Below are 22296 nucleotides of genomic sequence, written 5' to 3'. Positions count from 1 at the left end.
TCGTGGAAAAAACGACTCCATGCGCTTCCGAGAACCGTTACCGAGCCTTCGCAAACACACCACCGAGCATCGCCACCAGAAGGCCGAGATCTGGCACCAGGGTTTCCACGTCAATTCAAAGCCCGATCCCCAGCAAGCGAAGACGATGGGCGCGCTTGCAGCGCGATGGTAGGAGGCTAACTGTGGAGATATCGGCGCTGCGCCGCAAAATTTCATGGACGCTTGCCATTGGCGACCTCTTTGCCTTCTTTGTCGCCGTGTACTTCAGCAGAATTTCCCACGCCCTCTACTACCATCAGAATGTCTGGTACGTACTGGGCAACTGGTGGGGCAGCCTGGCAGAAATCAACATTCTTCTCTACCTTTTCCTTGCCGTTCTCGGCATGCTGATCTTTCAGCAGAAAGGCCATTACGCGCGGCGGCGGGTTCTCTGGGATGAGGTGGGCGACATCATTGCCGTTTTTACCCTTCTTCTGGGCCTCAACGCGGCTATTGCCTTCAGCGGCAAGTGGCCTCTGTCACGCCTGTGGCTCTTTTCCGCCTGGCTACTGGCTTTGCTGCTCGTGCCCCTGGGCCGACTGCTCCTGCGCTGGCTCTTTCTGCACCTGAGACTTTGGAATCGCCCAGTCGCCATCATCGGCTCGGGAGCAAATGCTCGCGACGCCATGCAGGCCATTCAAAGTGACCCCGTATTGGGGTACGAGGTGCGATGGATCCTGATACCCGAAGGAGTCGAGCCCAGTCAATCCTTGCTAAATGCCGGTGCACCCGCCTTGCATTCCCTTGGCCCAAAACCACTGGAGACGTTGAGCGACCTGGGCAATCCGCAAGTGGTTCTGGCATTGGACAACAAATACTGGGGACAGCAAGAATCGCTGCTGCGCCTGCTCGGACTCCACTATCCCAATCTCGCGATTGCCCCAGCCTTACGCGGACTGCCCCTCTACGGCCTGGAAGTGATGCACTTCTTCAGCCACGAAGTTTTCATGCTGCGCATACGCGATAACCTAGCTAGGCCCATTCCTCGTCTGATCAAACGAAGCTTTGACCTGATCGGCTCGCTCTTGCTGATTCTGCTCCTGAGCCCGGTCTTTGTCGCGATTGCCTGGCGCATTCGCAAAGAGGATGGTGGACCCGTCTTCTTTCGGCAGACACGGGTGGGGCGCGACGGGAAGAGTTTTGGATGCCTCAAGTTTCGCAGCATGGTGCCCGATGCCGAGGCGCGCTTGCAACGCTATCTGGCAGAGAACCCTGCCATAGCCGAGGAGTACCAACGCAACTTCAAGCTACGCGACGATCCGCGCGTCACCCGCATAGGCAGGTTCCTTCGGCGCAGCAGTCTCGATGAGTTACCCCAGCTTTTCAATGTACTACGCGGAGATATGAGCCTCGTTGGACCGCGGCCACTGATAGCGCGCGAGACAGAACGTTATGGCGACAACATCTCCCTCTACCGACTGGTTCGCCCGGGCATCACAGGCTTGTGGCAGATCAGCGGTCGGTCTGAAACTACTTTCACGGATCGAAGCGTACTCGACGCTTGGTATATCAAAAACTGGACGCTCTGGTACGATATCGTCATCCTCCTGCGGACCGTGCGCGTGGTCTTGCGCCGAGATGGCGCCTATTGATGTCTCCAATATAAATTATGCTGACGTAACCGAATGATTCGTTGCCTAGACCGAGAAAACCCTGAGAGTCAATATTATCCTTTTCTGGCAGGAGAAAACCCATGCAAACCCTTCGCAGTTATTGCTTATTAAGAAGACTACGACATCTGCATCAACTGTTTGCATTTCGATCAACTAATCGCTAGTCTTCGTTCCTTCATCCTCCATCGCAACCAGGAGGCCAATGTGGGTGAGCAACCGATTACGACACCGCCGGCCATTCAGATCATCGCGAGCCCGCCGCCCGAGGACGAAATCAGTTTATGGGAGCTCTGGGAACGTCTGTGGCGAGGCAAGTGGCTTGTCGTGGGCAGCAGTGTGGTTTTTCTCGCTCTGGCGGGGCTCTACCTGGCTACGAGCACTACGATCTACCAAAGTAAGGCCATTGTGCAGGTGGGCATGGTGGCCGGACAGCCCCTGGCGAATACCAGCTTGCTGGCGCAGAAGGTTTATAATAACTATCGTCCAGTCAATACCATAGAAGCAAAGAAGCAGTTACCCAGGATCCACAGCGCAAGCGTGGAGAAAAGCGATGCAAATCTCCTGGAACTAGAGAGTTACGGACGAAGCCCGGAGGAGGCCCAAAGCTACCTGCATAGCATCGTGCAGAGTCTGCTGAGCCGTGAGCAGGATCGTTACGCGCAGACCCTCAAATTCCATCAGACTCAGCTGAAAGAGCTGCAACGACAATATCGAGCCCTGGAAACCAGCAGCCCATCGGATACCCGGCACACCAAACACCGAGAGCCGAGCGCACTTTTACTCCTGGAGCAGTCCATGCGGTTTTCCGAGGCGTCCTCCCTGCTCCAGCAGATTGCCAATGCAGAGAATCAACTATCCCCGGCAAACACCCGCCCTCCTGAGGTGGTCCGACAACCCAGTTACGATCCGGTAGCCGTTTCACCCAAGAAGCTGGTGGTATTGATTCTGGCACTCTTTGGCGGGCTCTTCGTTGGAATACTCGTGGTGCTGCTTCGCTCCAGTCGCAAGTCCAACGATGACTCAGCGACCACTTGACTGTAACCGTTCAAACCAAACCGTCATTGGCCCAAGCTGACGCGCTGACCGGGAGTAAAGTGCATCATCTCCAAGTGCGCTTGCATCGATTCGAGCATTTTCAGACGCGCCACCACGCGCTGGTCGAGTGAGGTGGTCCACGCGGGCATGGATACTGGTGCCCAAGGTGTCGATACGGACGTCGAGCCGTGAGAAACCCTCCTCCATTCTTCCGGTGAGGCGATCGATCCGGGCATCCAGACGGTCGATGCCCTGCCCATTCTCCTGGAGATCCCTTTCCAGCGCATCGAGCCGCAGCCGCAAGGACTCCACACCGGGAGCGATGACACTCTCCAGTACCCTACGCAGGCTGTCGATGGTTTCTTGAACGTCCATGCCGGAGAGTGTAGCCGGGCGCCGACTTATCCACAAACCCCGCATACTTCTGACCAACGAAATAACTGCCAAGAGGGATCCCTATGCTCTCCAATCTGGTTTCTGGCGAAGATACCAGCTTGTATCGCGCACCCGTTCCAGCACTGCTTCGGTACCGGTTGTACTCCAGCACGCATTACCTGCCTCCCCATTTGGCCGCGGCCGGGAGCACTATCGCGTGCGGCCGAGCCAGTCGAAAAGGCTGGAAATCCGGGCGCGGGGCCTGCGGGAGGAAGACTGGCACGCCGGGAGAATCTGGAGCATCAGAGAAGGAGGCTTGCGGGTGTCGGGGCTCGTGGGGGAATTAACCAAAGGGGATTTCCTGGAACTGGAATTCTCCCTGCGAGAACAGGGCGGCTTGAATCTGATGCGGGAGATCCGGCATGTTGCCCTTGGGGTAATAAACGCCAGAGCTCCGCAACTTGACACTCCAGCAACAGACACCCTATGCTCGTGCCCATGTTCATCGTGTGAGCACACAATGAAACTTGATAATGCAACGCGCTACCAGTTGCTCAAACTCATCGCGGAACATCCGGGATACACCCAGCGCGAACTGGCCGCCGCCATGGGTGTGAGCGTGGGGAAAACCAACTTTTGCATCAAGGCCCTCATCAGCAAGGGCCTGATCAAGGCTGGGAACTTCCGGCGCAATCGCGACAAAAGCGCCTACGCCTACCTCCTCACCCCCAAGGGCATGGAACACAAGGCCATCGTCACCGTCCGATTCCTCCAGCGCAAAATGGCCGAGTATGACGCCCTGCGGGCGGAGATCGCCGCTCTGCGCCGGGAAGTGGACGATCTTGCCGCATCAGGTCTTGATGCCGGAAGAGGCGCGGCATGACCACCGCTGAGCGCCTCGCGCGCTACGAAGACCTTCTCAGCCTGCCCGACAATGTCGTGGGCGAGATCATCGCCGGTCAACTGGTTACCCGTCCCCGCCCCGCGCCGGCTAATGCGCGGGCCAGTTCGGTGCTTGGCAACAAGGTAGGGACGCCTTTCGATCTGGGCGAAGGCGGTCCAGGCGGCTGTTGGATATTCGACGAGCCGGAGCTACACCTGAGCCAAGACATCCTGTTTTGGACCTCGCCGGCTGGCGTCGCGAACGGATGCCCGCACTCCCCAAAACCGCCAGGTTCGAGATAGGTGGACTAACCATGCGCCTCAGCCCCGAGCAAATCGCCCAAATCCGCCAAAGTGCGGCGGAAAGCTTCGGCCCGGAAGCCCGTGTCTGGCTCTTCGGCTCGCGGGTGGATGACCGCAAGTTGGGCGGCGATTTGGACCTATTTATCGATTCCAAACCTCCCATCAACAATCCAGCCTTCCTTACCACCCAATTGCAGAGGAAGATACACGGGTGCAAAGTCGCTGTTCCTCTCCGCGCCTCTAATCTACGCCATCTGCCGATTCATCGTATCGCCCTGAGCGGAAGGATTACGGTTATTAAGATCCCGACCGCTACGCGGGGTCCTACGCCTGCATGACAGCAACACATTCTCCCCGCATCGCCCAGTCCACCCTCATCAATCTGGCGGGTCTGCTCATCCCCACCGTGGTTTCGCTGGCCACGGTCCCCCTTTATCTGCGTTGGATCGGTGAAGTCCGTTATGGCGTCCTGCTCCTCGCCTTCACCTTGCTCGGCTATTTTGGCGCCTTTGACCTCGGGCTCGGACGCGCCGTGGCGCAGCGAGTTGCCCGCCAGGAAAGCAGCGACGAACGAAATCGCACCTTCTGGACGGCATTCATCCTTAGCGCCGGCATGGGATTGTTGGGCGGAATCGTCCTGTACTTTCTGGGCCATTGGCTCTTCGCCGAGATCTTCCAGATCCCAGTGGAACTGCGCGGCGAGGCACAGAGGGCCATCCCCTGGCTCGCAGCCATCGTACCGCTCATCGCCCTCATTTCTGTACTAGCCGGAGCACTCGAGGCACGGCAAGCATTTCTCTCGCTGAATATCAGCCAAATCATCGGCGTGATTGGGCTACAGACCTTTCCATTGCTCAGCGTTGCCTTTGGCCATGGTAACATCGCTGAGCTTATCGCCGCAGCGCTGGCGGGACGCCTGATGGGGGTTCTGGTCATGCTGTGGGTAACCACGCGCAGCCTCCCCATTGTGGGATGGCCTATCTTGGATCGCGCAGAGATCGGTCCGTTACTCCGCTTTGGTGGCTGGGTGAGCGTTTCCGGTGCCGTCATACCTCTGCTCACCATCATTGATCGGCTCGTAATCGGCGTCCAACTCGGAGCCGCTTCCGTAACCGCATATACCGTACCCTTTAACTTAACTCAAAAATTAACTTATCTGCCATCCGCTCTCAACACAACGTTATTCCCGCGTTTTTCTCAAAACCAACCAGGGGATAACAAGGACCTTTTGGATCCGTCAATTAGATCGCTCATCGCCATCCAAACTCCCTTAATAGTCACCGCAATACTACTTATGCACCCATTTCTCGATCTCTGGATCGGCGAACCTCTCGCGAACGAGACCACACCCATAGCAATTATTTTACTGATTGGAATATGGTTAAATGGACCATCATACCCGTGTTATTCATACCTACAGGGAATAGGACGACCAGATATAATTACTAAGTTTTACTTTATTCAGCTGGTACCCTTCTTAACCATTCTGTGGATTCTAATAAAATATGCCGGAATTACTGGAGCGGCCATCGCCTGGTCACTGCGAATGACACTAGATTCTTTTGCGTGGTTTAAGGCTAGCGGTAATTTGCCATTACTAGCGAAACCATCAATTAAAGCACTGCCCATCCTTGGCGCATCGATACTGCTAGCGTCAATAAGCATTGAGCCATTGTACTATATGATATGCACAATAGGAATAATACTCGCAACTGCATTATTATCCTTACATATCCTTCCTGACAATGTAAAGCATAAGGTACGATTACTTTGCACTTTTTAACTAGAATAGAGCTGCTCACTGAGCAAAACAATAGAGGGCAAATTAAGACCGTATTACGCACAGTATTTACAACATATGAGATTCCGCGTGACTTATGAAAAGTAAGCAGAGATTACGAAATGTGCTCCGGTTAATATCGGAATATTTTCCCCTGCCAATGAGATGGATTGATGTCGCCGTATTCTACTTCAGGACAAGAAATCGGCGGATAAATTTTGCGCCTACCAAGCACAGGGGTCACATTTATGAAGATCTTGCGGCCGTCACTGCTCAACCGACACTTTTTTACGATATCTCTGCGATATCATCATACAAGGATGCAAGGGGCATACATCGCGTCGTACATAAGATATTAGAGCAATTATCAGCAGCCGCGAAGGGCTATCAAGTTGTTACCGTCAAATCGACTCGCGACGGCCTCATAACATGCGGCGAGAAAGGCCACGATGGCGATCGTTGTCACTCATCGGGGTTGAACAACTATCCTATTAACGTAAAACCCGGAGACATATTTATCAGCCTAGATTTATACCGAAAATTCAACTTTAAGGCGTTACAAGAGTTACGATTACAAGGTCTAAAAACCTACTTTGTCGTCCACGACCTTCTTGATTTACGCTCTTGCTGTCTAGGAGACAGCGACCTCACATCCTCACTAATAGCGCACATCGCTCGCCGAACTTATCGCAACTGGTTGCACGGTGTTCTATCTACATCAGATGGGATTATCTGCGTTTCTAAGTCCATCGCGGACGAATTATTAGATTGGTTAAATAAAAAAGGGATTTACGAAAATAAAAATCTCCAAATAGGCTTTTTCTATTTAGGGGCAGATTTTATCAATTTAAAAGAACTTGGTACCTACGGTGTACCAGACTGCATCCATACTACGTTGAATGCCAAGAATAAGCCTATTTTCCTAATGGTAGGTGTTATGGATCCCCATAAAGGTCACGCGCAGGTCATACAGGCCTTTGAAACACTATGGAGCAAAGGTTTAGACGTAATTCTTGTTATCGTCGGCAAAGTCGGGCTTTTACAACCCAGCATTAAAGGAACGATAATAAACCATAGAGAGTATGGTAACCGCTTGTTTTGGTTTGAGTTCGTTGATGATGCGGCATTAGTATCGCTGTATAGTAACTCCACGGCACTTTTGGCTGCATCCTTCTCGGAAGGTTTCGGTCTTCCGCTAATTGAAGCTGCCTACCACGGATTACCGATCATTGCACGAGACATTCCAATATTTAGGGAGGTCGCTGGTCAACATGCCTTTTACTTTGAGAATACAGGCGCAGACGCCATCGCCGATGCAATAGTAAATTGGTTGGCGCTTGCCGAAAGAAATGAGGAGCCCAAGTCAGTCGGTATGGCCTACAGGGACTGGTTTGCTAGCACGTATCATCTCCTGGATATCATCAATAATAACAAATGGTATGCACTGTGGCCTACGAGTGTACATAACTTAGCTCAAGCCAACGACTTGCCAACAAACAATGTTGATTGCGCAGGAATCCGTTAAGTTGAAGATCACCTTTACACTTCCCGGACCGGGAAAACATCCAATTGGCGGATTTAAAGTGGTCTATCAATACGCTAATTGTCTAGCGGCAAATGGACATTCCGTAGCGGTGGTGCATACTGCGCTGCTCGATAAAACTACTGCAATTTTAGAATACCCCAAAAAACTAGCTCGTTTTTTTCAACGCGCGATCGATAAAAGTTATCTCCCAAACAAATGGTTTTCTATTGATCCCAGGGTACAGTTACTCTGGCGCCCATCGCTGAGTGAGAGATTTATACACGAGAGTGATGCTATTATAGCCACTGCGTGGCAGACAGCCGAATGGGTGAGCGATTATCCTTCGAGCAAAGGGGAAAAGTTTTATCTTATCCAGCACTGGGAGAATTGGGGACATAACGATATTTCCAGGCTTGAGCAGACATGGCGCGCCCCCTTACATAAGATCGTGATAGCACGTTGGTTAAAAGATATTGCTGACTCCATGGGAGAGGAGAGCGACTATATACCGAACGGCCTTGATTTTGATTCATTCGGAATCGATCACGATATCAAATTGCGTAACCCATATCATATTATGATGTTGTACCATCCATTGTCTTGGAAAGGATCCCGATATGGTGTTGAGGCACTGATTTCCTTGAAGAAGGAGTTCCCATGCTTAGTCGGAACTTTGTTTGGCACAACTCGTCGACCCACTTTGCCTCCGTGGATTGAATATTATAGGCTTCCCTCTCCCTTATTGCTAAGGGAACTTTATAACCGTGCAGCCATATTTTTGGCGCCCAGTCTCAGCGAGGGCTGGGGACTTCCCGCTTGCGAAGCGATGATGTGTGGCACTGCTGTGGTAGCTACCGATATAGGCGGTCATCGCGAATTTCTTGAGCACGGACACAATGGGCTTTTCGTTCCACCTGCTGACTCCTTAGGGCTGGCGGCAGCAGTTCGAACATTAATCGCAGATCAAAAGTTACGTTCAGATCTCGCACGTGCTGGTTACGAATCCATTAAAAAATTTACGTGGAGAAGGGCATGTGATTCTTTCGAGCTAGTGTTGCGGAAGTACACCAATGCCTGAAACATTACTTGACCATAACTCGCCTGCAATATGGATAATTCTTCTCAACTGGCACGGCTGGCAAGACACTATCGCCTGTCTGGATTCCTTAGCGTCGTTAGATTATACCAATTATCGCGTATTAGTGGTCGACAATGGCTCTACGGATGATTCCGTCGCGCGCATCCGCGCTGCCCATCCCGAGGTTCCCATCCTGGAAACGGGGCGTAACCTCGGTTTCTCCGGTGGTTGCAATGTGGGTGTCCGCCGTGCCCTGGAAGAAGGTGCTGATTATATTTGGCTCCTGAACAACGACACAACAGTCGATCCCCACGCGCTGACTGCCATGGTCGCTGTGGCTGAGACTGATCCTGGGGTTGGCGCGGTTGGATCTGTGCTCTACTATTTGGACAATCCCAAGGACATTCAGGCTTGGGGTGGGGGTAGTGTGTGTTTTTGGTCTGGACGTACACGGCATCACCTCGGTCCAGTGCCTGGCGCAAGGCTTCATTACCTTACTGCTGCCAGTATCTTGTTACGCCGCCGCGCGCTGGAAGAAGTCGGGTTATTGGACGAGAATACTTTTTTCATGTACTGGGAAGATACGGATTTTTCGTTTCGCCTACGCAAGGCGGGGTGGCGCCTCGCCGTTGCCGATCAATCCATCGTTCTTCACAGAGAACACGCGGCAACAGGCAAAGGCAGTCCATTGCTGGATTATTACTTCAATGCGTCGGCGGTTCGCTTTTTCCGACGCTACGCGCTGATCCCAGCGTGGCCAATTTCCATTGGCGTGCTGGGGCGCCTGGCCAAGCGAGTGTTGCGATGTAACCTGCCCGGTTTTGTCGCGACCCTGCGCGGCACCTATGCTGGCATGAGGAAAATCGGATGAGGGTCGCCGTAGCATATACACAGAGCCGCCAGCAGGTGCGGGAGCAGAGTTGGGGGCTCAGCCATTGGCTGGGATATATCCTGCTTCTGGTGCTCCTGCTTTCCATGATTAATGGAGTGATGCCGCAGATCGAGATGGCTATTTTCTCTGGTCATGTGCAAATTCCAACCGTTGTCCTAAAATTGCTCATGATAGCCATTGCAGTCTTGGGCGTGTTGATAAAACGCAAGCTAGGCACACCTGCGCCGATACTTCTTGCGTGGGCGACCTTAGTAACTTATCTGTTTTTTGAAGCCGTATTTTTTACGTTCTTCGCCAACTACTCCTTGATATACATTGTTTATAGCTTTGAGTCAACATTATATTTTCTATTGTTACTTCCGCTCCTGTATGCTTTCAAAGAAACCGTAGATGAGCGGCAGATTGCCACGATAATCACATGGCTTTTTGTACTCTTGGTTAGCTTGGGAATCTGGCAAAGCGTCACTAACGATCCTATTCTGCCTACTATATCTGTGGATCAATACTTTCAGGTCTATTCCTGGGATTTTTATGGACGGGTGCGTGCCTTCTCTCTCTTTGGCTCGGCCTCCAACTTTGGGCACTACCTCGCTCTGGTAGCGGCTATGAGCGTGGCGGCCCTAGGTCAATGGAATGGACGCCGTAAATCTTTAGCTGCCATTGGCTTCGTTCTAGCGCTTGTGGCTACCTACATGACATTGACAAGAGCCACTTATGTGGAGGTGCTGCTTGCCGTGACCACGGCAGCTTTAATCACATTTTTCAAGTGGCGCGGCATCCGACTGTCCCTGCTTTGGGGCGTCTATGCGGGCATAGGCTTGTTTGTCGCATTCGTAGCGCCTGCGATCATCGCTGGATTACGCGGTACTGATCATCTCTTTGCCGACGCGTCCTTGCTCATACGCTATGAAGAATGGGCGCATTACAGTGGAATATGGTTAAACCACGGCGTGGCTACGATGCTGTTGGGCACGGGGTTAATGCAGAGCAGTCGATTTGCCCTCACCCAGAAAATTGTTATTGACAATGTCTGGTTATCTTTGTTGTTCCAGTTTGGACTGGTTGGATTCCTTGTTATTCTGGCATTTATATGGCAGTTGTGGAAAACCCTTATGAAAGGCCTCCAAGCTCATCCACGGAGTATCCTCACCATCGGTGTGGTTAGCGCCTGTTCCACCTTTCCGTTCACCAGCATATTCGGGATCACTACGCTGGATTATTTATTGTTATTTACGGTCTGGCTTATTTCCAGGAAGGCATGACATTTTGTGACTACCAACAGACTGCCAGAGTTCGCGATAAACACGCGCATTCTCTCTCACCCGATAACCGGCGTTCAACGCTACCTGCTGGAGTTACTGCAGCGCATGCCGTCTGATCAAATGCATCAGATCGCTCCCCGGCGCCCTCTCAGCGGTGCCCGCGCTCACCACTGGCAGCAGACGGTCCTGCCCCTTCGGACGCGGGGGCAATTGCACTGGGGTTTGAGCAATATCGGTCATCTGGCGATAACAAAGGAAGCGGTCGCCATCCACGAAATTAAATATGGGTAGAAATTATATATGATAACCCATGTCATATTTTGCTCGCTAGTGAATCCATACCGTAAACATTCCAATGGTGGATCCGAGGATATTCGTCGTCGCATTGAGGCTACTGCTTCCATTGTGGACGACGTAACAATTTACGCGATCGATTATCCACAGGAGCTTATCACTCCAGAATCGCTACCCGCCAATGTTCATCTCCATTTATACGCAAGAGGCATTGATCCCCGGCCGTGGCGTTGGCGTTATCCGCTTGCCTGTGTTCGCAGGTACAATCGGCGCATGGTAATAGATATTCGTCGGGCAATTGTGGCTAATACCGATCAAATTGTTATATTCATCGAAGGTATGCAGCTATTTAGCCTGTGGTCGGATATCAAGCGCATAATACCAAAGAATGCGAAATCGATTCTTAGGGTCCACAATATTGAAAGTGCATATCATTATTCTGTTGCCTTGGAATCGCGAGGGTTACTCAAACTCGCCCACCAAATGTCTGTTCTACAATATCGTCCTCTCGAAAATATGTTTCTTTCCGATTTTTCATATCTTTATGCGATTTCAGAAATAGAGAGGGATACCTTGCTACTGCACTACCGTTTGCCTGCGGACAGACTTCGGTTGGCCCTTCCCATTCCTGCCGACAAGCCTTGTGGAGCCCGAGAGTCCGGGAAGGGGACGCCGTTCATCCTTTCTTACTATGGCGATCTTACGTTACCAAATAACTATAATGGCCTGCATTGGTTTTGTGACAAGGTTTTGCCGGAATTAAGGCGAGACAGTGTGCAGTTGCATGTGGCGGGAAAGGGTAGCGAACAATTTTCTGCATACGATGGTGTGCGCGTTTGTGGCTTTGTGGATGATATTGACGCATTCGTATGCAAGTCGCAGATTGTTGTGGCGCCAATTTTTTCTGGCGCAGGTGTTAAGATCAAGGTGCTGGATGCCATTGGATACGGCAAGCCTATGGTAACCACACCAAAAGGTGCAGAGGGATTTCCTGTATGGCTGGTGAATCAAATGTATATTGCTTCCACTGCGGATGAATTCGTGCAGCTATTGACCAGCATGATGCGCTCCTACGACGATGTTGTGAGTAAGGCAGAGGCGCTGCAAAAGGAGGTATCTGCCAAGATGGGGCCAACACATTTTCAGCGACAGTTACTTAATGATATACAATGACTCGGCGCGAAACCTATTGCTTCAACATTTATGCCGCACTGGCTGACTCCCGAAGAACTAAAGGTAACGCCGAGGTATGCATATAGCAATAAATCCATGACTGGCTGGTGGTTTGTGCGCGCGCCGAATGGGCTTATCGAGGATAGTTCCCTGCGCGCGGGTCTACGAGAGAAGGGGCAGCCGCGGGCTGTGGACAATTCAACTGGGCTAAAACCGCCGAACTGACCTGGCGGGTGCTTGCGGAGGCTGCGGAAGACTGATGCGCATCGCCATAGTTCACGACTGGCTGGTGGTTTACGCGGGAGCGGAGCGGGTACTGGAGCAGATGCTTGCCTGTTATCCCGACGCCGATCTCTTCAGCCTGGTGGATTTTTTGCCCCTTGGTCAGCGTGATTTCATTTACAACAAGCCGGCGACCACGTCCTTCATCCAGCGCCTGCCTCGGGCACGAAAAAAGTATCGCGGCTATCTACCCCTCATGCCTCTGGCCATCGAGCAATTGGATCTCTCCGCTTATGACCTGGTTTTGTCCAGCAGCCATGCGGTGGCCAAAGGGGTACTGACTGGGCCAGATCAACTTCATATCAGCTATGTGCACTCCCCCATCCGTTATGCTTGGGACTTACAACATCAATATCTACGGGAGGCTGGGCTACAGCGGGGCATAAGGAGTTGGATGGCAAAGGCGATCCTACATTATATCCGCCTGTGGGATGTTCGCACGGCGAACGGTGTGGACGCCTTTGTTGCCAATTCCTCTTTTATCGCACGGCGCATCCGCAAGGTGTACCGGCGCGAGTCCCGTGTCATCTACCCGCCGGTGGATGTGGCGGATTTTCCCCTGTGCTGGGACAAGGAAGATTTCTACGTTACCGCCTCGCGCATGGTCCCATACAAGAAAGTGGACCTGATCGTCGAGGCCTTCAGCGCCATGCCGGACAAGCGTCTGGTGGTGATCGGGGATGGGCCGGATTTCGCCAAGGTCCGGGCCAAGGCGGGGCCGAACGTGCAATTGCTGGGCTTTGCGGGCGTGGAGGTCCTGCGCGATCACCTGCAGCGTGCGCGGGCCTTCGTGTTCGCGGCGGAGGAGGACTTCGGTATCTCCCCCCTAGAGGCCCAGGCCTGCGGGACGCCTGTCATCGCCCTTGGCAGGGGTGGGGCGTTGGAGACCATCGTTCCCCTGCTGGATGCGGAGCGCGCCGGGTCGTCCCCCGCGCCCACCGGCGTATTCTTTTACGAACAATCCGCCGCCGCCATCATCGCCGCCGTGAAGCGCTTCGAGGCTGCGGGCGCGGCCATCACCCCGGAAGCCTGCCGCGAAAACGCCCTGCGCTTCGCCCCAGAGCGTTTCCGCGCGGAGTTCACGGCATTCGTGGAGCGGGAGTGGGCGGCGTTCCAAAGTGGCAAACAGGGCGGATGTTCGGCTTGATCCACGCTTTGGTCATGTCCGTTCGGATCTTGCTTTTGTGTGGATCGTCCTTGACCACAATTGCCAGATGTCCTACATTTTAGTTCAATGGCTTATTCGCAATGAGGTAATATCGATGGCCATCCAGCATGTGTCGCTTCGGGAGGCCAACCAGCGCTTCTCAAAATACATTGAAATGGCGTCCCATGGCACGGAGATCATTGTGACCAAAAGGGGGCGCCCGGTGGCGCGCATCGCACCCATCGAGGTCGGCGGGCGGATGTCGGAGGCCGAAAAAGCCGCACTGGAACGGTCCCGGGCCAGGATGCGGCAGGGATATTCGCTGGGAGGGGACTCCTTCGATCGGGAAGCCGCGCATGCGCGTTAAGCGCATTTCCCTCGACACGAACATCCTTGTCTATGCGATGGACCGCGATGCGGGCGAACGTCACGGGCGGGCGATGGACGTTCTGGATCAAGCCGTGGGAAGCGACTGCATCCTGGCTACCCAGGCGCTGGGGGAGTTTTTTCATGTGGTCACTCTAAAAAATGGCATGCCCGCTACAGATGCCGCCGAACAGGTGCATGACTGGATGGTGCTTTTTCCGACAGTGACCGCATCGCCTGCTGCAGTATCCACCGCTATGTCCCTGGTCATTGAGCACTCCTTGTCGTTTTGGGATGCTTTGCTGATTGCAACGGTAAAGGAGGCAGGCGTGTCGCATCTTCTGACCGAGGATGTGCAGGATGGCCGATCCGTTCTCGGTGTCTGGCTCACCAATCCGTTACAAAGTGGTTGGCGGGAACCCTGATGAAACTCCACCTCACCGGCGCCAACGGCTTCGTCTGTCGGTATCTGCAGACGGCGGCATTCCGGCGTGGCCAAGCTTTTCCCCTATTGGATCGCCATCAACTACCAAGAGAGATTTGGAATGCACGCCTCTAGCGACATCCCCCAACACCATGAATCGTCCCTGTGCGGCATCGAGTTCGTTACCCGCAAGATCACCCTGACCCTGGCGCAGATTCGCCACGGTCTGCAGGATGTATCAGAATTGGGTAACCTGGATGCTAAAAGCGCTGGCTTTGATCGGGAATGGCAGGGTAAAGACGAAAAGACCCAGGGTATCGACCGCAAGAGCGGGAAGGTTGTCGTCCGCGTCAACCCGGCCTTTTACCGCCCGGCCGAGGTGGACATTCTCATCGGTAATCCTGCCAAAGCGCGAGAAAAGCTAGGCTGGGAGCGCGAGGTGGGCTTCGATGCCCTGGTGCAGATGATGATGGAGGCGGACCTGCGGCGGGTAGCTGGAGGACAAGCGCAATGAACGCCTTCATCCCGGTGATTCTTTCCGGCGGCGCCGGTACCCGTCTCTGGCCCCTGTCGCGCCAAAGCCACCCCAAACCCTTTCTGACCTTGCCCGATGGCGAGAACCTGTTGCAGAAGAGTCTCCGGCGAGCGGCGGCAATACCTGACGTGCAGGAGATCCTTACCGTCACCAATCGCGATTACTACTTTCAGACGCGGGATGCCTATGACGCTGTCGACTCTAGGGAAGGGCATCGGCAGCTGCGCTACCTCTTGGAACCCGTAGGCCGCAATACCGCACCCGCCATAGCGGCAGCGGCATGGGAGCTGCAGGAATCCTTCGGTCCAGATACGATACTGCTGGTCTTACCTGCCGACCACTTGGTTCAGGATCTGCCTTCCTTTCTGGCTGCGGTAGAGAAAGCCCGGGAACTGGCTCAGGCGGGCTATCTGGTCACCTTTGGCATCACTCCCGGCTGGCCGGAGACGGGGTATGGCTATATCGAAGCGGGCGAGGTCTTGATGGCCGAGGGCAGCGTACTTGGCCACCGCGTCCGACGCTTTGTCGAGAAGCCCGATCTGGCGCGGGCCCAGAGCTTCCTGGATGCGGGCGGATATAGCTGGAATAGCGGCATGTTCTGCTTGCGTGCGGGGATCTTCTTGGAGGAACTCGCCAATCATCAACCGGCATTATCCCGAGCGCTGGGGCAAGTCCTTGCCCATGGGCGTCGGCAGGACGACTACCTGGAACTCCCCCAAAGCTTTGCCCAGCTACCCGACATCTCCGTCGACTACGCCGTTATGGAGCCCACCCAACGGGCGGCCGTGGTGGCGGGGGACTTCGGCTGGTCCGATATCGGTTCGTGGTCGGCCTTTGGTGGCTTACTGGAGGCCGATGCGCAGGGCAACCAGGTAGTTGGCGAGGTGGTTCTGGAGGATGCCCATGGCTGCATCGTACACAGCTCGGAGCGACTGGCTGCACTGCTGGGCGTCGAGGATCTGGTCATCATCGATACGCCGGATGCGCTCCTGATCGCCCGCAAGGATCGGGATCAGGAGGTCAAGAAGATCGTTGCCGAACTCAAGCGTCGCGGCCACGAAAGCCACGCCCTGCACCGCACCGCCCACCGGCCCTGGGGCACCTATACCGTTCTGGAAGAGGGACCTCGTTTCAAGATCAAACGTATCCTGGTCAAGCCCGGAGCAGCCTTGTCCCTACAGATGCACCACCACCGCAGCGAGCACTGGATTGTGGTGTCGGGGACGGCCAAGATTGTCAATGGGGATGAAGAGCGCCTGATCCGCACCAACGAATCCACCTACATTCCTGCCGGCACGCCCCATCGCCTCATCAATCCCGGCGTCATCGATCTGGTCATGATCGAGGTGCAAAGCGGCGAATATCTGGGAGAGGACGATATCGTGCGTTTTGAAGATCGCTACGGGCGCACACCGGCTTGATGGCGATGGCCGCAGCCCCTGTGCCCTTGGGCACGCCGCGACGCAGAGATTTCCAGTGACTGCAGGCTCTCTGCTAGACTGCGGTAAATCGTTTACGACATGCCGGCGATGAAAACCAAACCCAAGATCTCTGCCACCCGCGCTCTTTGGCTCAGTTTGCTTCCCCTTCTGGGCTATATCAGCAGCTGGTACTACAACGGCCAGACCATCCCTTTGCTGGCCCTGAGCAGCGTCCTGATGCTGGCCTGGGGTGGTACGGTGCTGTGGCCCCGTCTTCAGGCCGGTCTGCCCTGGCCTCGGGGGTTTCTGCCGGTCTTCATGCTGCTCTGGCTCTTTTGGTATTGGCTAACGCTCTTCTGGAGCCATGTACCGTACAGTAGCTGGTTTTATTTCTGGACTCTGGGGGCGGTGCCACTGGGGTTTTTATTCTGGGTCCTGCAAAGTGAGGGGGATATCCCAGCCGTCTGGCCGTGGTTCTGGCGCGGGATACTCGTCACCACCTGGGTACTCGTCGGCATCGCCTTCTGGGAATATTTCGACGGCGTTGCCACCGGTCAGGCCTTGGGAAACATTCGTGTCCAAGGTCCTCTGCTGGACACCAACAGCTTTGCTGCCTGGATGAACTTGCTTTGGTTCGTGCTGTTGGGGCGCTTTTTTTACCTCGATGGTCAGCGCGACGACGCTCGACAAGCGCTACGGCGCATCGATGGGACCGTTCTTTTCTACCTCGTCACGCTGACGCTCACCACCTTTGCATTCTGGATGACTTATAGCCGCGGCGGTGCTCTGGCCTGGCTCTGCACCTTTCTCGTGGCCTTGATCGCCTTCCGCAAAACGCCGGGTTTCGGGCGCAAGCTTGCTTTGGTGCTGGCCATAGAAGTCGCTGCATACGCCATTTTTGGCTACCTGCACCATTACGATATGCTCGGCCATCTTGCGCCGGGCTACATCAGCAGCAGCATAGAAACGGTCTCACGCGGTCTGATGTGGATCGCCACCTGGCACATTTTCCTGAGTCATCCGTATCTGGGTACGGGCCTTGGCAGTTACTTTCTCTTCTACCCCGCTTACCGCCTGCACGGGGAGCTGGCTTCGGCGGGGACCTACGCCCACAACGACTACATCGAGTTCCTGGCCGAAGGGGGGCTCATCAACCTGGGCTTTTTGCTGGCCTTTGCCGGGACCTTGTTTTACGCCCTCTATCGCCTGATCATCCATCCTGCACGGCTGGGCATCTCCGAGGAAAACCGTTACTGGGCGCTGGGGCTGGTGCTGGGGGTTTTCGCCATCACCGGCCACGCGTTGGGCAACTTCATCTTCTACAACCTGCCCTTGAGCATCTTGGCCGGAATCTTCTTGGCCCAGGCCTGGCGCCTGTACCAACAGCCCAAGGATACGGCACCCTTGCTGCCCCGCTTGGGGATCCGGCACCCCGGCGTGATCCAGCTCAGCATGGCCCTGCTCTTTGTGCTGGCGGGCTGGTTTTTGGCGCTGGACGCTGCGGTCTACGGTCTTTTTAGCGCCAATGCCTGGCTCGACGGCCTCATACCCAACGCCAATGCGCGCGCGATCTTTCTCATGAAAGCAGCCCGATTCTTGGAGGCGGCGCGCCCGCAGGCGACTCAGCCCTGGGTGTACACCGGCAACGCCTATCTGAACCTCGTGGCGCAGGAGCCCTCCATGCCCACGGTCCAGAAAAAGGTGCTGCTGGAGGCCGCCCTCCACCAGTATCGCCAGTCGCTCGTGGGTATTCCCCGCCAGGCGGGGGTCTACAACGCCATCGGGTCTTTGTATCTCAACTACGGCAGCAGCGTCCTCGGCCTGAGCCCGGCGGTAGCTCGGGACGACGCGGTGCTGGCTTGGCGCAAGGGTCTTGCCCTCACCCCCGAAAGCGTCAACCTGCGCAGCGAGATCGCGACACAAGCCTTCTTCAACCGCGGCGATGTGGCGGGCGGCATCGCCTTCTTGCAGGCGGGCCTCAAGCGGCCGCTCTTCCCGGAGCCGCGCGCCCTCCTGGAGTGGGTCATCGCCCGCAGCCAGTGGCTCCTGGCCCACGATCCCAAGGCGGCGGAAAAGACCCTCATCGCGAGCCTCGAGGCCAACCCGGATTTCGGTCCCACCCTGGAACTCCTGCGCGAGATCGTCCACGCCGAAAAGACTATGGCGACGCCAACCAAATCCTGACGCTAGCGCGATATATCCGGTGCGTGCCCGCTCCCCGAGGCCCAGGCAGGTCGGGTGTAGCGTCCCTGCTGTGCCAAGAACGCGCTGCCGCAACTTAGGATATGCCAGCGATTGCCCTGCCTCGTCCCGATGTGGGTCGTCCCCGGGAGCTGGAACCGATCAGATCGAGAGGATATTGCGGACGAGGGTCCCAAGGACTGGATACAACATGGCAGATCCGCCTGCCCTTGCCCGGGCCCAAGAAGACGTCTGCGGGTTCTGGCGCTGGGGAATTTTCTTATCTGCTCGATTTTATTGGTGGCGCTTCAGGGACTCGAACCCCGGACACGCGGATTATGATTTGAAGAATAACACACAAATAAACAACAGACTGCGGCGTACCCGCTTGTTCTGCTTTGTTATTGTCTGTCGGCAATCATCCGCCGAGGTAGGGGGTTTCTGCGCCTTCTGAGGATATTTACACGCCTCGGGCAACCTGCCACCGACCAAGGGATTTGTGGTTTTCTGGTCTCTGGGTTAGTACCCCCTTTCTCTCTTGATAGCTCCTCCGTCGCCCGGCACCATTGCGCTATACCAAGATGGTGAGGCGATCCATGGCATCCGTATTCCAAAGCGGCAAGTTCTGGCGTGCCCAGGTACGCAGAAGAGGCTACCCATCGCTTTCCGCTACCTTTGACACCAAGCGGGAAGCACTACAGTGGGCCGCACAGGTCGAAGCCCGCCTGGAAACCCAGACACCCGCCCAAGTCTACAAAAAAGTGGAAGTCCGGGAACTCACCCTGAAAGCCGCTTTTGAACGGTATACGCGGGAGATCTTGCCCTCCAAGGCACCGCGCACGTCCAGGAGGGAACATTCCCTCATCCAGTGGTGGTCACGCAGCCTGTGGCAGGCGGTTCCACTCCCCAATCTCGACGGTCCACAGGTGGCCCAAGCCATCCGTGCCATGGAGAAAGAGAACCGCTCGGCAAACACCATCCGCCTTATGCTGGCTGTGCTCTCGCACCTGTACACCATCGCGAGAAAGGAATGGGGCTATGTCGATCTTATCAACCCGGTTGAACTCGTCCGCAAACCCCGCCTGCCCGAAGGCCGGGACCGGCGCTTTGTTGGCAACGAGGAAGACCGCCTGCTGGAGGCCTGCGCCAGGAAGAACCCGGAGCTTGCCGATCTCGTGATTGTCGCCCTGGAGACCGCGATGCGGCAGGGAGAGGTCTTTACCTTGACCTGGGACCGCATATCCTTCACCGACCACACCATAAAACTCCCCCCGGAACTGACCAAGACCCGCAAGGGCCGGACGGTGCCCCTCTCTGAACGGGCAGAGGACGCCTTGAAACGGCAGAGAGCGCGCCACAACGGGCATGGCAACCGCGTGTGGAGCTACGCCACACAGGACGGCGTCCGGGCTTCGTTTTTCAAGGCGGTCAAGGTGGCTGGCCTGGAGGACTTCCACTTTCACGATCTACGCCACGAGGCCACCAGCCGGTTCTTCGAGCGGGGGCTGAATGCAGCGGTTGTGCAGGGGATCACCGGTCACAAAACCGCCCAGATGCTGGCCAGATATACCCATCTGAGCGGGAAGTCCCTAGTAGAGGCCGTGCGCGGAGCAGATCCAGCTATCGGAGTTTCAACCACACCCAAGCCGTCCCCGTCGCCTTCGGGCGTCCAAATCCAACGCTTCTGTACCCGTTGCGGTGCCGCCCTGGCGCCCGACCACCGATTTTGCGGGGGGTGTGGCAATCCTGTATCTGGTCAGCGAGTGTAAGAATGATCGCTGCATCAAGGCAATTGCATGCCTATCAGGAGGATAGTGTTCACGGATGAGGTGTCCTTGCAATAGTGGACGCTATCGCTTCAAGCGGCTGGCCTCCAGTAGGACTGGGCGAAGACAGCCGGTGCCAGATAGCCGAGACGTGAGTGGCGAGCTGGCGATTGTAAAAAATCTCGATGTATTCCCGGATAGCGGCCTCGGCCTCCATGCGGCTTCAAAGTGGCGTGGTGTACCATTTCGTCCTTTAGGCTCCCCCAGAAGCCCTCAATAGGCGCGTTGTCGTAACAATTTCCCTTGCGGGACAGGGAGATTCGGGCTCCGTGTTTCTGGAATAGGGATTTGCTACGAGCCAAGTTTACCACCGGAACACCCCAACGGTCCGCTAAAGCAACGGCTTGGCCTATACCGCCCGTTGCCCTGGTGCACTGGATTTCTGTCTCGCATCCGTCCGATGTTCAGCAGATCAAGAAGTCCACCAAGCGGCGAAGATACGCGCCGAGCACTTGGTGGCTGCTCCGCGTCATGAACTCTGGCATCGGGCTTTTGCGCTTTTCCCCCGATGAACGCATCACCTGTGCCACCTGGAATGCTTAGGCAGACGGGCGATCCCAAGGGCTATGCTGGTCCCGGAACCCCGGCCAAGGCATCTGGATTTTTGCACATTTGACCCCAAAAGTTTTGGATGCTACGCCGAAATTATCGCGGGACGTAACTCCTGCAAGGCTACTACTCTTCTTCCAGCACCCCTGCGTTTCTCAGCAGCCAGCCGCCGAGCAGTCCTACCATGGAACCAATGAGCACCTCCGCCAAGCGCATGCCAACATTGAGCCAGGGAGGGCTGCGGTTCAGGTGGGAGAAGATCACGATGAGCAAGACGGTGGAGACGACCTGACGGCCACGGTCTTGGAATCCCAGCAGTTGACTCGACAGCAGGGCAACGACCATGACAACCGCAAGGGCGAGCATCTTTTGCGGCAGGTACAAGAGGTATAAGATCGCCACCACTCCCCCCAAAAGACCCGAGGCCAACGTCGACCAAAAGCCGTGCCAGGTCTCCGTCCATTCGTCCTTGAAAACCGCGAGGACGGTCACAGCAGACCAGAGGGCGCCAATCACCGCCGCCGTGACGTGGGTGGGTACCACATCGTCCAGACCGTAGCCCAGGAAGTAGGCAGCCATGACCAACACCGTCAAGGCAACGCTGTGCAGGTAGGGGCCTTTGCGTTGCAGCTTGCGCTCCGCCCGGAGGAGATGGTCTTGGGCTTGGGGGAAGAGATTCATGACAGGGTTTCCTGCTCTGCGATCAGGGTGGGATGGTAACGCAAGACCTAGTGCGATTCACGGCGACAGCCTCATTCCTCCCGGAAGATCTGCTCCAAAAGCGGGGTGACCTGGGTGCTGCGCACCTCTCCCTGCTCATCAATGGGAATCCTGGGTCCCGCAAGCTGCACGTACCCTTGGGCTGACCAAGGCAGCGCGGGCCGCAACAGCAGGTCAGGCAGCAAGCCGCCCAAGCGGCTGAGGGAGAGCTCCACAGGGACCTCCACGGCCCTTTGCCGATGCGCCGGGAAGCTCGTGGGGGGTATGGTGCCATGGCCGATGGGCTGGTGGCCGAGGCGCAAGTCCACTCGGCCATATTCCACCGGGATCGCTTGCTTACCGGGGTTGGTGACCTCAAGGCGCACGCGCAGGAGCGCTTGTCCTCTTTCCACGCCCAGTAAGCGACTCCCCTCGTAGCGAATCACGGGGCGCGTGTCCCCATAGGCATGCCCCATGAGCAACACGACAAAGACCAGGTTTCCCAGAGTCAGGCGTATTTTGTGGAAACGCCGTCCGATGGATCGCGTCATTCCGTTCTCCCTTTTTATATCCTCATCATGGACCCCACGCCCTGGGCACCAGTTCCCGCCTCGA

General features: G+C 55.6%; 20 protein-coding genes and 1 pseudogene. 17 read left to right on the top strand and 4 right to left on the bottom strand.

All coding sequences use genetic code 11. From position 1 onward, the window contains the following. The first annotated feature begins 182 nt into the window (after window positions 1-182). Window positions 183-1631, top strand: coding sequence for an undecaprenyl-phosphate galactose phosphotransferase WbaP (wbaP, locus tag ACAty_RS01305; RefSeq protein ID WP_004870179.1), 1449 nt, complete (start codon window positions 183-185; stop codon window positions 1629-1631). 225 nt (window positions 1632-1856) lie between these two features. Continuing rightward, complete coding sequence (locus ACAty_RS01300; protein WP_004870176.1) at window positions 1857-2687, top strand: Wzz/FepE/Etk N-terminal domain-containing protein; 831 nt, start codon at window positions 1857-1859, stop codon at window positions 2685-2687. Here the strand turns inward: ACAty_RS01300 and ACAty_RS16335 are convergent. Further along, a complete protein-coding gene (locus tag ACAty_RS16335; RefSeq protein ID WP_051620716.1) occupies window positions 2673-3062 on the bottom strand; it encodes a hypothetical protein in 390 nt (129 codons plus the stop codon). The genes ACAty_RS01300 and ACAty_RS16335 overlap by 15 nt on opposite strands. A gap of 520 nt (window positions 3063-3582) precedes the next feature. Here ACAty_RS16335 and ACAty_RS01290 point away from each other — a divergent pair. The 15 genes from ACAty_RS01290 to ACAty_RS01215 all read left to right on the top strand — a co-directional run bounded on the left by ACAty_RS01290 (window position 3583) and on the right by ACAty_RS01215 (window position 20376). Further along, window positions 3583-3945: a MarR family EPS-associated transcriptional regulator gene (locus ACAty_RS01290; RefSeq protein ID WP_004870171.1), complete on the top strand. Its 363-nt coding sequence runs from the start codon at window positions 3583-3585 to the stop codon at window positions 3943-3945. Beyond that, entirely contained in the window at window positions 3942-4247 is a 306-nt protein-coding gene (locus tag ACAty_RS01285) for a hypothetical protein (RefSeq protein ID WP_004870168.1), read from the top strand. The genes ACAty_RS01290 and ACAty_RS01285 overlap by 4 nt, the downstream gene beginning before the upstream one ends. 334 nt (window positions 4248-4581) lie before the next feature. Beyond that, on the top strand, window positions 4582-6030 hold the full coding sequence (locus tag ACAty_RS01275) for a flippase (RefSeq protein WP_004870166.1): 1449 nt from the start codon (window positions 4582-4584) through the stop codon (window positions 6028-6030). Window positions 6031-6124: 94 nt separating this feature from the next. Continuing rightward, window positions 6125-7552: a glycosyltransferase family 4 protein gene (locus tag ACAty_RS15125; RefSeq protein ID WP_004870164.1), complete on the top strand. Its 1428-nt coding sequence runs from the start codon at window positions 6125-6127 to the stop codon at window positions 7550-7552. 1 nt (window position 7553) lies between these two features. Next, window positions 7554-8630 (top strand): glycosyltransferase family 4 protein, encoded by a 1077-nt coding sequence (locus ACAty_RS15120; protein WP_004870162.1) that lies wholly within the window; start codon window positions 7554-7556, stop codon window positions 8628-8630. Beyond that, the gene (locus ACAty_RS15115; protein WP_038471474.1) at window positions 8623-9501 is read left to right on the top strand and encodes a glycosyltransferase family 2 protein; all 879 of its coding nucleotides are present in this window, start codon (window positions 8623-8625) and stop codon (window positions 9499-9501) included. Before ACAty_RS15120 ends, ACAty_RS15115 begins: the two co-directional genes overlap by 8 nt. Continuing rightward, on the top strand, window positions 9498-10784 hold the full coding sequence (locus tag ACAty_RS01260) for an O-antigen ligase family protein (protein ID WP_004870158.1): 1287 nt from the start codon (window positions 9498-9500) through the stop codon (window positions 10782-10784). The genes ACAty_RS15115 and ACAty_RS01260 overlap by 4 nt, the downstream gene beginning before the upstream one ends. Window positions 10785-11084: 300 nt before the next feature. After that, window positions 11085-12251 (top strand): glycosyltransferase family 4 protein, encoded by a 1167-nt coding sequence (locus ACAty_RS01250; protein WP_004870156.1) that lies wholly within the window; start codon window positions 11085-11087, stop codon window positions 12249-12251. 259 nt (window positions 12252-12510) lie between these two features. After that, entirely contained in the window at window positions 12511-13680 is a 1170-nt protein-coding gene (locus tag ACAty_RS01245; RefSeq protein WP_004870155.1) for a glycosyltransferase family 4 protein, read from the top strand. A 115-nt stretch (window positions 13681-13795) separates the two neighbouring features. Then, window positions 13796-14047 (top strand): type II toxin-antitoxin system Phd/YefM family antitoxin, encoded by a 252-nt coding sequence (locus tag ACAty_RS01240; protein WP_004870153.1) that lies wholly within the window; start codon window positions 13796-13798, stop codon window positions 14045-14047. Then, window positions 14037-14471 carry a PIN domain-containing protein gene (locus ACAty_RS01235; protein WP_038471464.1) on the top strand — a complete coding sequence of 145 codons (435 nt, stop codon included), beginning with the start codon at window positions 14037-14039 and terminating at the stop codon, window positions 14469-14471. The genes ACAty_RS01240 and ACAty_RS01235 overlap by 11 nt, the downstream gene beginning before the upstream one ends. 66 nt (window positions 14472-14537) lie before the next feature. Continuing rightward, window positions 14538-14984 carry a GDP-mannose 4,6-dehydratase gene (locus ACAty_RS01230; protein WP_051620708.1) on the top strand — a complete coding sequence of 149 codons (447 nt, stop codon included), beginning with the start codon at window positions 14538-14540 and terminating at the stop codon, window positions 14982-14984. Continuing rightward, window positions 14981-16426 (top strand): mannose-1-phosphate guanylyltransferase/mannose-6-phosphate isomerase, encoded by a 1446-nt coding sequence (locus ACAty_RS01225; protein WP_004870147.1) that lies wholly within the window; start codon window positions 14981-14983, stop codon window positions 16424-16426. The genes ACAty_RS01230 and ACAty_RS01225 overlap by 4 nt, the downstream gene beginning before the upstream one ends. A 108-nt stretch (window positions 16427-16534) precedes the next feature. Further along, window positions 16535-18610 (top strand): O-antigen ligase family protein, encoded by a 2076-nt coding sequence (locus ACAty_RS01220; protein WP_038472482.1) that lies wholly within the window; start codon window positions 16535-16537, stop codon window positions 18608-18610. Between the two features lie 593 nt (window positions 18611-19203). Next, the gene (locus tag ACAty_RS01215; protein WP_004870143.1) at window positions 19204-20376 is read left to right on the top strand and encodes a tyrosine-type recombinase/integrase; all 1173 of its coding nucleotides are present in this window, start codon (window positions 19204-19206) and stop codon (window positions 20374-20376) included. Between the two features lie 89 nt (window positions 20377-20465). On the opposite strand, the pseudogene ACAty_RS15735 reads toward ACAty_RS01215, so the two are convergent. From ACAty_RS15735 to ACAty_RS15110, 3 genes and pseudogenes are all read right to left on the bottom strand, one after another. Then, a pseudogene (locus tag ACAty_RS15735) lies at window positions 20466-20693 on the bottom strand (IS3 family transposase); the annotation flags it as partial. Between the two features lie 415 nt (window positions 20694-21108). Further along, window positions 21109-21663 (bottom strand): FUSC family protein, encoded by a 555-nt coding sequence (locus ACAty_RS01210; RefSeq protein WP_004870141.1) that lies wholly within the window; start codon window positions 21661-21663, stop codon window positions 21109-21111. 71 nt (window positions 21664-21734) lie between these two features. Further along, window positions 21735-22232, bottom strand: coding sequence for an LEA/WHy family protein (locus ACAty_RS15110; RefSeq protein ID WP_038471461.1), 498 nt, complete (start codon window positions 22230-22232; stop codon window positions 21735-21737). Between the last annotated feature and the right edge of the window lie 64 nt (window positions 22233-22296).

The sequence above is a fragment of the Acidithiobacillus caldus ATCC 51756 genome (genome assembly GCF_000175575.2).
Classification (GTDB): domain Bacteria; phylum Pseudomonadota; class Gammaproteobacteria; order Acidithiobacillales; family Acidithiobacillaceae; genus Acidithiobacillus_A; species Acidithiobacillus_A caldus.
This window is presented reverse-complemented; position numbering and strand designations above follow the sequence as displayed.

Coding starts and splice junctions, on each gene's coding strand:
- ACAty_RS16335 (WP_051620716.1), bottom strand. CDS start 3,062: ATGGACGTTCAAGAAACCATCGACAGCCTGCGTAGGGTACTGGAGAGT.
- ACAty_RS01290 (WP_004870171.1), top strand. CDS start 3,583: ATGAAACTTGATAATGCAACGCGCTACCAGTTGCTCAAACTCATCGCG.
- ACAty_RS01285 (WP_004870168.1), top strand. CDS start 3,942: ATGACCACCGCTGAGCGCCTCGCGCGCTACGAAGACCTTCTCAGCCTG.
- ACAty_RS01275 (WP_004870166.1), top strand. CDS start 4,582: ATGACAGCAACACATTCTCCCCGCATCGCCCAGTCCACCCTCATCAAT.
- ACAty_RS15125 (WP_004870164.1), top strand. CDS start 6,125: ATGAAAAGTAAGCAGAGATTACGAAATGTGCTCCGGTTAATATCGGAA.
- ACAty_RS15115 (WP_038471474.1), top strand. CDS start 8,623: ATGCCTGAAACATTACTTGACCATAACTCGCCTGCAATATGGATAATT.
- ACAty_RS01260 (WP_004870158.1), top strand. CDS start 9,498: ATGAGGGTCGCCGTAGCATATACACAGAGCCGCCAGCAGGTGCGGGAG.
- ACAty_RS01250 (WP_004870156.1), top strand. CDS start 11,085: ATGATAACCCATGTCATATTTTGCTCGCTAGTGAATCCATACCGTAAA.
- ACAty_RS01245 (WP_004870155.1), top strand. CDS start 12,511: ATGCGCATCGCCATAGTTCACGACTGGCTGGTGGTTTACGCGGGAGCG.
- ACAty_RS01240 (WP_004870153.1), top strand. CDS start 13,796: ATGGCCATCCAGCATGTGTCGCTTCGGGAGGCCAACCAGCGCTTCTCA.
- ACAty_RS01235 (WP_038471464.1), top strand. CDS start 14,037: ATGCGCGTTAAGCGCATTTCCCTCGACACGAACATCCTTGTCTATGCG.
- ACAty_RS01225 (WP_004870147.1), top strand. CDS start 14,981: ATGAACGCCTTCATCCCGGTGATTCTTTCCGGCGGCGCCGGTACCCGT.
- ACAty_RS01220 (WP_038472482.1), top strand. CDS start 16,535: ATGAAAACCAAACCCAAGATCTCTGCCACCCGCGCTCTTTGGCTCAGT.
- ACAty_RS01215 (WP_004870143.1), top strand. CDS start 19,204: ATGGCATCCGTATTCCAAAGCGGCAAGTTCTGGCGTGCCCAGGTACGC.
- ACAty_RS01210 (WP_004870141.1), bottom strand. CDS start 21,663: ATGAATCTCTTCCCCCAAGCCCAAGACCATCTCCTCCGGGCGGAGCGC.
- ACAty_RS15110 (WP_038471461.1), bottom strand. CDS start 22,232: ATGACGCGATCCATCGGACGGCGTTTCCACAAAATACGCCTGACTCTG.